Here is a 13,868-nt window from a genome sequence, read left to right on the forward strand (position 1 = left end):
TTCTAAAAGATTGTTGCTTATGATTTTCATTTCACTTCATTGAGAAGTTGATTGGAGTGCAAGGTGCGTGCCAACTACTCGAGTATTCTTCTTGCAAGGCATGCGACGAGGAAGCCCACTTCGATAGGATATCTATTAGACGCATGAGCACACATACTTCCTTGAATATGACATCTTACATGCTTACATGTTTCACCGCCCGCCCCGCGGAAAGCGAGCGACCTGGAACGGAAATCAACTACTTTCAAAAACAACAAAGTTTGCGAAAACAGCTAATAAAAAAGAACGCTGCAGCGTGCAGACGTTCTTTTTTATATTTTTTTTACTGGTTTCATAATAAATTGATATATTTCATGAAAGAATTTTGCTTCATATAATGCACGGATAACAACTAGGAAGACAGGACCTATAATCAAACCGACAAATCCAAACAGCTGAAATCCTGCAAATAGTGCGGCTAATGTAGCCAGTGGATCCAATCCTATCGTTTGTGCAAGCAGTTTAGGCTCCATGATCTGCCTTTGTATAACGACAATTCCATAAAGAATAGATAACCCAATGGTAAGTGTGTAGTTGCCAGTTAAAAAACAATATGCAATCCATGGGAGAAACACAGCTCCCGTTCCTAAATAAGGAAGAAGATCGATAGCACCTATCAAAACAGAGATCGTAACGGCATAATCAATTCTCAGAATAAGAAGACCGATTAAAACGATGAAGGCTGTTATCGATATCAAAGTCAGCTGTGCTTTCAAAAAGCCAAATAGAGCTTTTCTAAGCTCGAAATATACTGTTTTAACAGTAAACGTAAGTTTCTCTGGAAAGATGCCTGTTAAAAAACCGGTTAAACGATACCAGTCCTTACTTATAAAAAATGCTGCCAGCAGTGAAAAGATAAATACAGTTAAAAATGTAGGCAAACTTACTATCATTAATGACACACTATTAATAATCGCTTGCGTAATTCCAGTTACGTTTGTAGTGATGCCTGTTCCTATTTTTTCGATGTTATCCATCACGGTTTCCTTCTGATCGGTACCCAATTTACTGTAAATAGAAAGTAAATCATGATAGAGGGGAAGAATTTGGGTTTTAAAGTAGTTCTCAAAATAAAAGACAAGCTCCTGAATATAGGAAGGCAGTTCATGAGCAATATAAGCAAATCCAGTCATCATTTCCTGGATAAGCAAGGTGAGAATTAAGACCAGAAATCCGAGAAGCGCTATAATCGAGAGTATAACAGCAAGTGCCCTGTTCATTTTAAAACGATATGATAAAAATCCTACTAATGGATTTATAATAAGTGCAATTAAGGCACCTGCTATAAATGGATAAAGAATGGCTGAAACATAATAGCCTGTAAAAATAAGACCAGCAGCAATTATAATAATATAACTGAAGCGGATAATCCGCATTACCATGTCGGACTGCAAGGTTATCACCTGCTTTCTGGTTACTAAAAATAGAAAGGAATTTATTATGGAATCTTTACTTTTTTTAATTGGTCTATTAATTATTGGGGTGGCTGCAAAAAATCAATCCCTCATGATCGCTATCGCATTTTTATTAGTGTTAAAATATACGGGTTTAGGTGATAAATGGTTTTCGGTTATACAACAAAAAGGTATAAATTGGGGAGTCACCATTATTACGATAGCGGTACTAATTCCAATTGCAACAGGTGATATCGGGTTTAAACAGCTGCAGGAATCACTCCGCTCTTTCTATGCATGGATTGCGCTGCTATCAGGTATTTTCGTTGCTGTTATCGCCAGCAGAGGACTGGTGCTGCTTCAAAATGACCCGCATATTACCGCTGCTTTAGTCTTTGGTACAATACTCGCAGTGGCACTCTTTAAAGGAGTTGCTGTTGGTCCATTAATCGGTGCAGGCATTGCATATCTTGCCATGAGAATAGTTGGAATGTTTACAGCATAATCACCTTAATAGGCATGAATTAAGCGTTATCCGTTCACAAAAATCAGATTTTTGTTTATAATTGATGTGTATGTCCCATTTCCTTTAAATAGTCTTTCATTTTCTTCTCTCTTTTTTGAGAAGAAAAATGTAAGCTCTTTCTATTTTTGAAAAAATGAAACAATTAAAGGAGAAGAGAGAATAACAGAAAAAAAGGAGAGATAGCCATGACAGCTACAAGAGGATTAGAAGGAATTGTTGCAACAACATCTTCTGTCAGCTCTATCATTGACGATGTTTTAACCTATAGAGGATATAGCATTGATGACTTAGCTGATTATGCAACTTTTGAGGAAGTTGTATACTTGCTTTGGAATGGTAAACTGCCTAACCAATCTGAACTAGATGAGTTCAAATCAGAACTTTCAGAAGCGAGTGAGCTTCCTGCTGAATTGTTGGAACAAATGAAATCGCTTCCTTTGAAGAACGCACATCCAATGACAGTTTTGCGTACAATCGTGTCTACACTTGCGATGTATGATAAGGATGCAGAGGATATGTCTACGGAAGGAAACTACAAAAAAGCCATCCGACTTCAGGCACAAATGTCTTCACTAGTAACGGCATTTGCACGTATTAGAGATGGAAAAGATCCTTTATCTCCTAAAAAAGATTTAAGCTATGCTGCTAATTTCTTATATATGCTAACAGGTAAAGAACCTGATGAAATTTCTGAAACTGCTTTTAATAAAGCACTGGTACTGCATGCAGACCATGAATTAAATGCTTCTACATTCACTGCACGTGTATGTGTTGCGACACTTTCTGATATCTACTCAGGAATCACAGCTGCAATCGGCGCTCTTAAAGGGCCGCTTCATGGCGGAGCAAACGAACAGGTTATGAAGATGCTTTCTGAGATAGGTGAAGAAGCTAACGTTGAATCATACTTGGATAAAGCTATTGAAAATAAGCAAAAGATTATGGGCTTTGGACACCGTGTATACAAAAATGGAGATCCTCGTGCGAAACATTTGCGTGAGATGTCTAAGCAGTTAACTTCAATTACTGGTGAAGAAAAATGGTATTCAATGAGTGTGAAAATTGATGAAACGTTAAAGCAAAAGAAAGGCTTGCTTCCAAACGTTGACTTCTACTCTGCGAGTGTTTATCACAGCCTGGGTATTGATCATGACCTATTTACGCCAATCTTTGCTATCAGCCGTGTTTCCGGCTGGATTGCACACATCTTGGAGCAGTACGAAAATAATCGTCTGATCCGTCCTCGTGCTGAGTATATCGGACCTGATATGCAAAAGTTCGTTCCATTAGAGGAAAGATAAACAAAAAAAACAATCATTTAAAAAAGAGAAGGGATTCTTCTTCTCTTTTCACTATGTTTTTTAGTAGACTAGTATGGTAAATGTATTTGCAGAAATAGGAGGAATTTAGAATGTCTAACGGAGAACGTATTACAGTTGACAACGGAGTGTTGAATGTACCAAGCCAGCCAATTATCCCTTTCATCGAAGGTGACGGAACTGGACCAGATATCTGGGCTGCTGCTTCAAGAGTATTAGAAGCTGCTGTTGAAAAAGCATATAACGGTGAGAAAAAGATTGTTTGGAAAGAAGTTCTTGCTGGAGAAAAAGCATTTAACCAAACGGGAGAATGGCTTCCATCAGAAACTTTAGATGTTATTCGCGATTACATAATTGCGATTAAAGGACCTCTAACTACACCAGTCGGCGGAGGAATCAGATCTCTAAACGTTGCACTAAGACAAGAATTAGATTTATTCACTTGCTTGCGTCCTGTTCAATATTTCAAAGGTGTACCCTCACCGGTAAAACGTCCTGAAGATACTAACATGGTTATCTTCCGTGAAAATACTGAAGATATCTACGCAGGTATCGAATATGCGAGCGGTTCTGACGAAGTGAAAAAGCTTATTCAATTCCTTCAAGATGAAATGGGTGCTAACAAAATCCGTTTCCCTGAAACATCAGGAATCGGTATTAAGCCTGTTTCTTCTGAAGGTACACAGCGTCTAGTGCGTGCTGCGATCCAATATGCGATCAGCGAAGGCCGCAAGAGTGTAACACTTGTTCACAAAGGAAACATCATGAAATACACTGAAGGAGCTTTCAAAAACTGGGGTTATGAGTTGGCAGAAGCTGAATTCGGTGACAAAGTATTCACTTGGGCTCAATATGACCGTATTGCTGAAGAAAGCGGCAAGGATGCAGCTAACAAAGCACAAGCTGATGCAGAAGCTGCAGGCAAAATCATCGTTAAGGATTCAATCGCTGATATCTTCTTGCAGCAGATTCTTACTCGTCCAGCTGAATTTGACGTAGTAGCAACAATGAACTTGAACGGGGACTATATTTCTGATGCTCTTGCTGCGCAAGTTGGCGGAATCGGTATTGCTCCTGGAGCAAACATCAACTACGAAACAGGACATGCTATTTTTGAAGCAACTCACGGTACTGCACCAAAGTATGCAGGTCTTGATAAAGTAAACCCTTCATCTGTTATCCTTTCAGGTGTACTAATGTTAGAACACTTAGGCTGGGGAGAAGCAGCTAAACTAGTTCTTTCATCGATGGAAAATACTATTGCAAGTAAAGTAGTAACATATGACTTTGCACGTTTGATGGACGGTGCTACAGAAGTTAAATGTTCTGAGTTTGCAGACGAACTAATTAAAAATATGTAAGCAGCTGCCCCTTTAACTAGGGGCTTTGCTGAAATTAGTTTAGTAAACGTTTTCTATAATGTTTCTGGAGGGAAAGACATGGCAAACAAGCGTAAAAAGATTTCAGTTATTGGTGGAGGATTTACCGGAGCAACAACTGCTTTCATTTTAGGGCAAAAAGAAATCGGGGATGTTGTACTAGTTGATATTCCTCAAATGGAAAACCCTACAAAAGGGAAAGCGCTTGACATGATGGAAGCAAGTCCTGTTCAAGGTTTTGACGCTGCCATTACGGGTACTAGCGATTACGCTGATACTGCTGGGTCTGATGTTGTAGTAATCACTGCTGGTATCGCACGCAAACCTGGTATGAGCCGAGATGACCTTGTCAATACGAATGCAGGAATCATGAAGAGTGTTACAAAGGAAATCGTTAAACATTCACCTGACTGTACGATCATCGTATTAACTAATCCAGTGGATGCCATGACTTATACAGTTTTAAAAGAGTCTGGATTCCCTAAACAGCGTGTAATCGGTCAATCTGGAATTCTTGATACAGCTCGTTTCCGTACTTTTGTTGCTATGGAGTTAAACCTTTCTGTAAAAGACGTAACTGGTTTCGTTCTTGGCGGACATGGTGATAACATGGTTCCTTTAGTCCGCTACTCTTATGCGGGTGGAATTCCTTTAGAAAAATTAATCTCAAAAGAACGACTGGATGCAATTGTTGAGCGCACACGTAAAGGCGGCGGTGAAATCGTTAACTTATTAGGTAACGGATCAGCGTATTATGCACCAGCTGCTTCATTGGTTGAAATGGTAGAAGCAATCGTGAAGGATCAGCGCAGGGTGCTTCCTTCAATCGCCTATTTAGAAGGCGAATATGGCTACAATGGTATCTGTCTAGGAGTACCTACAATTCTAGGCGGCAATGGCTTAGAAGAAATCATTGAATTAGAGCTTACAGCTGAAGAAAAATCTGCTCTTGATCAATCTGCAGAATCTGTAAAGGCTGTAATGAAAGTTCTGGCATAATGAAAAAGAAGATTCGGGAGCTTGTCCCGAATCTTTTCTCCTATTTACAATGAAAGCGTTAACATGAAGGAGGAACTAAAGTGCTGATCGGAAAAAAGAGAAAGCTTGGCCGGAAAATTAATGAAATCCAGGCCGGAGAGAAACTCGAGATGCAAGAAACGATTGAAGATAAAGACCTTTTGCTGTATCTAGGATTAACAAACGATAACAACCCTCTCTTTATACAGCATGATTATGCGACACTTACACCATTTAAAAAGCCTATAGTACCGCAAATTATGCTGATGGGGATGGTAACTTCGGCAGTATCAAAATACCTGCCTGGCCCAGGAAGCTCTATTACACAATCACACTTTCATTTTATAAAACCCGTATATCATTATTCAAAACTAACGTTCTTGTTTGAAATTACAGAAGTAGACAGGGATAATCATTTGGTTGCGATGAAAGCAGCTGCAAAAAATGAAGAGGGAAATGAAGTGTTGTACGCTGACCTTCAAGTTTGCCCACCATATCCGCCAAAACCCATTACATCAAATACGATGGAAAACTTTTAAAACCCTTTCTGATGAAAGGGTTTTATTTTTTTGTGAAGGTTGTTTCGTAGTGCTTTGTTGCTAGTTAAAGCGGTTGATTTCCGCTCCAGGTGCTCGCTTTCCGCGGGGCAGGCGGTGAGCCACATTCGTACGTTTCACTTATAAGTGTCTCACCTGCCCGCCTGTCCCGCAGGAGTCTCACACCCTACGCTCCAATCAACTATTCAGCGATAACAATACCTTATAAAACAACAAAGATTAAGAAAAATAGAATAGTGAATGTAAAAAATATGTAAAGAAAATGTTAAGCAAGTATGAAAATTTATCGTTTTTTGTACACACTAACAAAAACATAGTATGATAAATTTGTAAAAGTCGCTATAAAGGTGGGAATTTGAATGAGCCAAAAGTTACTCGTGGTAGAAGATGAAATTTCAATTTCAACATTGTTGCAATTCAATCTAGAACAAGCAGGATTTCAAGTAGTAACAGCAATGGATGGCAAAAACGGACTAGAAAAAGCAGAAAGCGAAATTCCTGACCTGATCATATTAGATCTAATGCTTCCAGAAATGGACGGGCTGGAAGTCTGCAAAGAGCTGCGCTCAAAAAAATTAAACATTCCAATTCTTATGCTGACGGCTAAAGATGATGAATTTGATAAAGTGCTGGGTCTTGAATTAGGCGCTGATGACTATATGACAAAACCTTTCAGTCCAAGAGAAGTAGTTGCACGAGTGAAGGCGATTCTCCGCCGGACTGTAGCAGCGGAACCTGGTGCAGAAAAACATATAAAAGATGAAGTGGAACATCTTCAAATTGGAGAGGTAGATATTTACCCTGAAAATTATGAAGCTTATTTTAAAGAGAAAGCGCTGGAATTAACACCAAAAGAATTTGAATTGCTAGTGTACCTTGCGAGACATAAAGGGCGCGTTCTTTCGAGGGAACAGCTTTTGTCAGCTGTCTGGAACTATGATTTTGTCGGAGATACTAGGATTGTTGATGTTCATATCAGCCATCTTCGGGAGAAAATTGAGACGAACACTAGGAAGCCGATCTATATTAAAACAATTAGAGGACTAGGATATAAATTAGAGGAGCCTCAATAATGAACGAATTTAAAAACCGGGTACTCACGTTTTTTTTACTCGGGATTTTACTGGTTTTCATACTCCTGGCACTCATTATGGGCAATATTGTTCATCACAGTGTTAAAGAAAAAAGAATGCAGTTTTATGCTGGAGAGTTAGGGTTAATTGAACAAGTCTTAAATACAGAAGAAGAGCCTTCAACAATTAAAAACCTATTAAGATATGCCTCAAAGGATTTAAATGGAGACATTTATGTTTTGGATTCGAACTGGAACGTTAAATATACTTCGGATGGAAATAGTCCTAGAAACATGTCGTCCTATTACCCGGAAAAGCAATCTTCTGATAATGGACTGGTTCAAAAAAATGAGAGCGGAAAAATTTATTATACGCTCGAGCGAAAACAAAAAGAAAATACGGGCTATATACAGTTAGCTATTCCAGAAGGTGCAGCAGAAGCCGCGGAAAGATCCATCTGGATTATGATGTCTATTGGTTTTCTAATATGTTTTGTCATTATCCTGTATGTATCAGTAAAGGTCATTCATAAAATTGTCCGCCCTGTTGAAGAAGCAACGCAAACTGCAAAAGAGCTCGCTAAAGGAAATTTTAAAGCTAGAACATATGAATATTACGGTGAAGATATTGGGGAACTGAACTATTCACTAAATGTTCTGGCACGTAATCTTGAAAAAATGACGAAGTCTCAGGAGTCTCAGCATGACAGGCTAATAACATTGATTGAAAATATGGGCAGCGGATTAATTTTGATTGATTCGAATGGATACATTAACCTGGTGAATAAAGCATTCAAAGAATTATTTAAAGAGCATGCTGACTATTGGACTGGTCACTTGTTTTACGAAGTTTTCCCGCATGCAGAAATTAAAGATATCGTTAAAGAAACATATTTAACCGAAAAGAACGTCAAGAAGAATGTAGTCATCCCGATTCATATTGAGCGAAAACACTTTGATGTATACAGTGCTCCAGTCTTAGATGTGAAAGGTAAGCTTAGGGGCATAGTACTCGTATTTCACGATATAACTGAATTGAAGAAGCTTGAACAGGTCAGAAAAGATTTTGTTGCAAACGTATCCCATGAACTGAAAACCCCGATCACATCTTTAAAAGGTTTTGCGGAAACCCTTTTAGATGGAGCAGGAGAAAATGAAGAATTTCGCAATAAGTTTTTAACGATTATTTTGAATGAGAGTGACCGTCTTCAAGCTTTGATACAAGACTTGCTGGACCTTTCAAAAAGTGAGCAAGGATTCCACCTGGATGTGCAGAAAGTTAACCTGGAGGATTTGGTTAAAGGAACAATAGAGATATTGCTGCCAAAAGCTGAAAAGAAAAATATCACACTTTCAATATCCGTTTCTGGTAATCCAATAATGGACGGGGATGCCCCGCGTCTAAAGCAAATTATCATTAATCTCGTATCTAACAGTCTAAACTATACACCAGCAGATGGATCAGTATCTGTAAATGTAGAAGATAAGAAAGAACATGTGAGGCTGACTGTTAAAGATACAGGAATAGGTATTAAAGAAAGTGAGATTCCCCGAATATTTGAACGATTCTATCGGGTTGATAAAGCAAGAAGCAGGAATTCTGGCGGAACAGGTTTAGGGCTTGCTATCGTAAAGCATCTAGTAGAAGCGCACCACGGTACAATTAAAGTAGAAAGCAAAATCGGAGAAGGTTCTCAATTTATTATACTCTTCCCAAAAAAGTTAGAGTTATAAGATTTACAATTCCTTTACACCGTTGTTTTCTTTAATTAATAGTTAAACCGTATTATAAAAGTATCCTTTTTCAGTACCCCCTTAGCGAGAATCCTCCATGGATTCTCGCCTTTTTTTGTAGATTGATAAGCGGCGAATTTACGAGCAATACAACAATCTTGTTGAAAGGCTGTTTTCGTAAACTTTGATGCCTTGAAAGTCGTTGATTTCCGCTCCAGGATGCTGGCTTTCCGCGGGGCGTTGCCCTGGGAATGTAAGCCTGTGGGGTTCCTATAATGAAGCATATGTGCTCCTGCGTCTGCTAGAAATCCTATCGAAGCGGGCTTTCTCGTCGCATGCCTTGCGAGATGAGTATTCAGGTAGTTGACACGCACCTTGCACTCCAATCAACTTGGCAATGAAGTATAATGACAAAATTAATATAAATTTTGTAACTTAGAGTATTCTTGTATGGTTTTAGATCTACAAGAATTTTAAGGGCAGATTGAAAAGCAGCGGACCTCCTTCTTAAACTTCCAATCCTTACATACCGTTTTCTTCTTTTTTGTTTCTTTTAGCCGTCATGATACAATAGAAATTAGAGAAATGTCCTCAGGAGGTAACGGACTTGGGAAAAAATAAATTAGTTTTAGTAGATGGAAATAGTATTGCATATAGAGCTTTCTTTGCTTTGCCGCTGTTAAACAATGATAAAGGTGTTTATACGAATGCTGTTTATGGCTTTACACAAATGCTGCTTAAGATTTTAGAAGATGAAAAGCCCTCGCATATGCTTGTCGCTTTTGATGCGGGAAAAACGACTTTTCGCCATAAAACGTTCGGTGAATATAAGGGCGGCCGTCAAAAAACACCGCCTGAGCTTTCTGAGCAGTTCCCTTTTATCAGACAGCTGCTGGATGCTTTTAAGATTAAAAGATATGAACTTGAGAATTATGAAGCGGATGATATCATCGGAACACTCGCTTCAAATGCCGCAGATGGCAACTGGGATGTAAAAGTATTTACGGGGGATAAAGATTTGCTTCAGCTCGTAACGCCTGATGTCGAAGTTGTTCTGACGAGAAAAGGTATAACTGAAGTAGAAGCTTATACAGTTGAACAAGTAAACGAGCGATATGGAATTACCCCAGATCAAATTATTGATATGAAAGGTCTTATGGGAGATCCTTCCGATAATATTCCAGGTGTTCCCGGAGTAGGAGAAAAAACGGCTATTAAACTCATTAAAGAATATGGCTCTGTAGAAAAAGTGTTGGAGTCGATCGATCAGATTTCAGGAGCCAAATTAAAAGAACGGTTAACAGAAAATAAAGATCAGGCTTTAATGAGTAAAGAGCTTGCAACGATTACAAAAGAAGCACCGATCGAGCTAGGATTAGAAGATACAAACTACGAAGGGTATGAAAATTCCTCTGTATTTCCGTTGTTTAAAGAACTCGGTTTCCAATCTCTGCTAGAACGCTTAGGCGGAGATGAAGAACTTCTTCCAGAGATCGAAAAAGAAGAATTGAAATTTCAAACGGTTTCTTCTATTGATGCTGAAATGCTGCAGAATCCATCCGCATTAATTGTAGAAACGCTGACTGAGGATTACCATAAAGCTGACATTCAAGGTTATGCGATAAGTAATGAGAACGGAACGTATTATATTTCATCAAGTCTAGCTGAAGGTTCAAATGAGTTTAAAGAATGGCTTGAAGATGATAATCAAAAGAAGAGAATGTTTGATGCTAAAAGAGCTCACGTTGCCTTAAAAGGACAAGGGATTCAATTAAATGGCATCGAATTTGATATCCAGCTTGCTTCTTATCTCCTGAATCCGTCGGAGTCATTAGACGAAGTGGCTGATGTGGCTAAGCAATATGGAAAGCTAAACGTTGACTCAAATGAGAAGGTATATGGAAAAGGGGCAAAGAAAAAACTGCCCGAAGAAGATATTCTAGCAGAACACCTTAGCCGAAAAGCACATGCTATCTTCATTTTAACTGATGTATTAGCAGATAAATTAAAAGAAAATGAACAAAGCAACTTGTTCTATGATTTAGAGATGCCGTTATCTTTGGTACTTGCGAAAATGGAAGAAATCGGTGTGAAGGTAAAAGCAGATGCCCTGAGAGAAATGGGCACTGACTTAGAAGCACAACTTTCTACGCTTGAAAAAGATATACATGAACTTGCAGGTGTTACGTTCAATATAAATTCACCAAAACAGCTCGGGGAGATTCTTTTTGAAAAATTAAATCTCCCTGCAATTAAAAAAACAAAAACAGGTTATTCTACCTCCGTTGATGTTTTAGAAAAATTAGAAGGCAAACATGAGATTATCAATAAAATTTTAATATACCGCCAGTTAGGTAAACTAAGATCAACTTATATTGAAGGCTTGTTAAAAGTTGTTCATGAAGATACAGGGAGAATTCATACTCGTTTTAATCAAGTGCTTGCTCAAACAGGACGCCTTAGTTCGATCGATCCGAACCTGCAGAACATACCAATTCGTCTGGAAGCAGGGAGAAAAATCAGACATGCTTTTGTACCATCTCAGCCTGGATGGAAAATACTAGCTGCAGATTACTCTCAAATCGAGCTTCGTGTACTGGCCCATATATCCCAGGATGAAAATCTGATGGAGGCTTTCCAAAGCGAGATGGATGTTCATACAAAAACAGCCATGGATGTTTTTCATGTCAACCAGGATGAAGTGACATCTGAAATGCGAAGACATGCGAAAGCTGTTAACTTTGGTATCGTTTATGGAATCAGTGATTATGGTTTATCTCAAAGCTTAGGGATAACTAGAAAAGAAGCTGGTGAATTTATTAAGTCCTATCTGGAGAGCTTCCCGGGTGTACAGCAATATATGAAGGATAGTATTGCTGAAGCTAAACAAAACGGATACGTTTCTACATTGCTTCATCGACGCCGCTACCTGCCGGAGATCAACAGCAGAAATTTCAATTTACGCAGTTTTGCTGAGCGGACTGCCATGAATACTCCTATTCAAGGCACAGCAGCCGATATTATAAAGAAAGCAATGGTTGATATGGACAACCGTCTCAATGACGAAAAACTCGAAGCAAAAATGCTGTTAACTGTTCATGATGAATTAATTTTTGAAGCGCCAGAACATGAGATTGAAAAGCTGAAGAAAATTGTCTGTGAAGTTATGGAACAGGCTGTTCAACTCGATGTGCCTCTTAAAGTTGATGTAAGCTGGGGCGATTCGTGGTATGAAGCGAAATAAATAATAAGACAGCATCCCCGTACTATGGGGTGCTGTTTTTCATAGTAAAGTGTGGTGAAACTCGTGCCTGAATTACCTGAAGTAGAAAATGTGAAAAATACACTCAATCTTTTTTTACCTGGGAAAGTCATTGAGGAAGTAAAAATTTATTGGAATAATATCATCAAGCATCCTATAACTGAAGAATTTGCTTTAAGGCTTAAAGGTCAGAGTTTTGAAGAAGTATACCGGAGAGGGAAGTTTTTAATTTTTCATCTAAATGAGGATTCTCTTGTTTCTCACCTGAGGATGGAAGGCAAATATGGGCTGTTCAACAAGGAAGAAAAACCTGACAAGCATACTCATGTTATCTTTTCTTTTACAGATGGAACTGAACTCAGATATAGAGACGTCCGTAAATTCGGTACAATGCATCTATATCCTAAAGGTACAGAAGAAAATCACCTTCCGTTAAGCTCATTAGGTGTTGAGCCGCTATCAGATTCTCTTACAGCGGGACTGATGAAAAAGTTATTCTCCAAGACAAAACGCAGCATTAAAGCGGTGCTCCTTGATCAGACATTCATTGCAGGTCTCGGAAACATCTATGTTGATGAAGTGTTATTTAAAGCGAAAATTCATCCTGAAACACCTGCTAATAAATTATCTATACACAAGTTAAAAAAATTAAAGAAAGCAATTACTGATATTTTAGCTGAAGCGGTAAAACATGGTGGAAGTACGATTCGTTCCTATACGAATTCGATGGGTGAAGCTGGAGGCTTTCAGCTGAAATTGTTTGTGTATGGAAGAAAGAGTGAGCCTTGCCGTATATGCGGGAATGAGATTGAGCGCATGGTTGTAGCAGGAAGAGGTACTCACATTTGTAAGAACTGTCAAAAATAAACCAATTTTATACTCCTTTCATATACTGCTTTTACCGTTAACTGAAAGGAGTACAGGGACATGGTGGCTTACTCATTTGTATTACTGGCACTGGCCGTCAGCCTGGACAGTTTTGGAGCCGGATTAACGTATGGAATGAAGTCCATTAAAATACCTTTTCGCTCCATATTAATCATCGCAATATGTTCAGCTGTTACCTTTTTATTTTCAATGTACCTCGGATTTACCTTAGAACAGTTTATTACTCAAAAAACAGGTGAAGTAATAGGCGGCTTAATTCTTCTTGGAATCGGAATCTACTCTCTTTGGCAGGTTTTTTTACCAGAGAAAGAAAACATCGAAACAGAACCAAAAAATTTAGTGCTATTCGAAATAAAATCATTAGGAATCGTCATTCATATTTTGAAAAAACCAGTCATGGCTGATATAGATAAATCTGGTTCCATTACTGGCTGGGAAGCAGTTCTGCTGGGAATAGCTTTGTCGCTTGATGCGTTTGGAGCGGGAATTGGAGCTGCGTTAATTGATCTTTCGCCTATTTTGACCACAGTGTCAATTGCAGTTATGAGTGCTCAGTTCTTATGGGGCGGTATGGCATTAGGGTTATATTTTTTTAATAAAACGAATTGGATGAAACGGTTATCAGTTCTACCAGGTATTTTACTGATTGTAATGGGTTTATTAAGAATGTAACAGGAGGAA

11 protein-coding genes are annotated in these 13,868 nt (G+C 38.6%); 10 read left to right on the plus strand and 1 reads right to left on the minus strand.

All coding sequences use genetic code 11. From position 1 onward, the window contains the following. Window positions 1-311: 311 nt before the first annotated feature. Complete coding sequence (gene ytvI / locus ACFW35_RS05780; RefSeq protein ID WP_379844396.1) at window positions 312-1,433, minus strand: sporulation integral membrane protein YtvI; 1,122 nt, start codon at window positions 1,431-1,433, stop codon at window positions 312-314. 46 nt (window positions 1,434-1,479) lie between these two features. Here ytvI and ACFW35_RS05785 point away from each other — a divergent pair, with 46 nt between their 5' ends. The 10 genes from ACFW35_RS05785 (at window position 1,480) to ytaF (ending at window position 13,859) form a co-directional block, all read left to right on the plus strand. Next, window positions 1,480-1,938 (plus strand): DUF441 domain-containing protein, encoded by a 459-nt coding sequence (locus ACFW35_RS05785; RefSeq protein WP_379844398.1) that lies wholly within the window; start codon window positions 1,480-1,482, stop codon window positions 1,936-1,938. Between the two features lie 206 nt (window positions 1,939-2,144). After that, window positions 2,145-3,260, plus strand: a complete 1,116-nt coding sequence (gene citZ / locus ACFW35_RS05790) for a citrate synthase (RefSeq protein WP_379844399.1) — start codon at window positions 2,145-2,147, stop codon at window positions 3,258-3,260. A 110-nt stretch (window positions 3,261-3,370) separates the two neighbouring features. Further along, window positions 3,371-4,639: an NADP-dependent isocitrate dehydrogenase gene (icd, locus tag ACFW35_RS05795; protein WP_379844401.1), complete on the plus strand. Its 1,269-nt coding sequence runs from the start codon at window positions 3,371-3,373 to the stop codon at window positions 4,637-4,639. 78 nt (window positions 4,640-4,717) lie between these two features. Next, on the plus strand, window positions 4,718-5,656 hold the full coding sequence (gene mdh, locus ACFW35_RS05800) for a malate dehydrogenase (protein WP_379844402.1): 939 nt from the start codon (window positions 4,718-4,720) through the stop codon (window positions 5,654-5,656). Window positions 5,657-5,736: 80 nt separating this feature from the next. Beyond that, window positions 5,737-6,213, plus strand: coding sequence for a MaoC family dehydratase (locus ACFW35_RS05805; protein ID WP_379844404.1), 477 nt, complete (start codon window positions 5,737-5,739; stop codon window positions 6,211-6,213). A gap of 377 nt (window positions 6,214-6,590) precedes the next feature. Further along, window positions 6,591-7,304, plus strand: coding sequence for a winged helix-turn-helix domain-containing protein (locus ACFW35_RS05810; protein ID WP_379844405.1), 714 nt, complete (start codon window positions 6,591-6,593; stop codon window positions 7,302-7,304). Beyond that, window positions 7,304-9,037 carry a two-component system histidine kinase PnpS gene (gene pnpS, locus ACFW35_RS05815; RefSeq protein WP_379844407.1) on the plus strand — a complete coding sequence of 578 codons (1,734 nt, stop codon included), beginning with the start codon at window positions 7,304-7,306 and terminating at the stop codon, window positions 9,035-9,037. Before ACFW35_RS05810 ends, pnpS begins: the two co-directional genes overlap by 1 nt. 607 nt (window positions 9,038-9,644) lie before the next feature. Then, on the plus strand, window positions 9,645-12,281 hold the full coding sequence (polA, locus tag ACFW35_RS05820; RefSeq protein ID WP_379844408.1) for a DNA polymerase I: 2,637 nt from the start codon (window positions 9,645-9,647) through the stop codon (window positions 12,279-12,281). 63 nt (window positions 12,282-12,344) lie between these two features. Next, complete coding sequence (mutM, locus tag ACFW35_RS05825) at window positions 12,345-13,166, plus strand: DNA-formamidopyrimidine glycosylase (RefSeq protein ID WP_379844410.1); 822 nt, start codon at window positions 12,345-12,347, stop codon at window positions 13,164-13,166. A 60-nt stretch (window positions 13,167-13,226) separates the two neighbouring features. Next, window positions 13,227-13,859: a sporulation membrane protein YtaF gene (ytaF, locus tag ACFW35_RS05830; protein WP_379844411.1), complete on the plus strand. Its 633-nt coding sequence runs from the start codon at window positions 13,227-13,229 to the stop codon at window positions 13,857-13,859. Window positions 13,860-13,868 lie beyond the last annotated feature (9 nt).

This window comes from Fictibacillus sp. NPDC058756 (assembly GCF_042746035.1).
Taxonomy (GTDB): Bacteria; Bacillota; Bacilli; order Bacillales; family Fictibacillaceae; genus Fictibacillus.

Excerpts from the sequence above, each read along its gene's own strand:
- ACFW35_RS05785 (WP_379844398.1), top strand. The coding sequence starts at position 1,480 with ATGGAATCTTTACTTTTTTTAATTGGTCTATTAATTATTGGGGTGGCT.
- citZ (WP_379844399.1), top strand. The coding sequence starts at position 2,145 with ATGACAGCTACAAGAGGATTAGAAGGAATTGTTGCAACAACATCTTCT.
- icd (WP_379844401.1), top strand. The coding sequence starts at position 3,371 with ATGTCTAACGGAGAACGTATTACAGTTGACAACGGAGTGTTGAATGTA.
- mdh (WP_379844402.1), top strand. The coding sequence starts at position 4,718 with ATGGCAAACAAGCGTAAAAAGATTTCAGTTATTGGTGGAGGATTTACC.
- ACFW35_RS05810 (WP_379844405.1), top strand. The coding sequence starts at position 6,591 with ATGAGCCAAAAGTTACTCGTGGTAGAAGATGAAATTTCAATTTCAACA.
- pnpS (WP_379844407.1), top strand. The coding sequence starts at position 7,304 with ATGAACGAATTTAAAAACCGGGTACTCACGTTTTTTTTACTCGGGATT.
- ytaF (WP_379844411.1), top strand. The coding sequence starts at position 13,227 with ATGGTGGCTTACTCATTTGTATTACTGGCACTGGCCGTCAGCCTGGAC.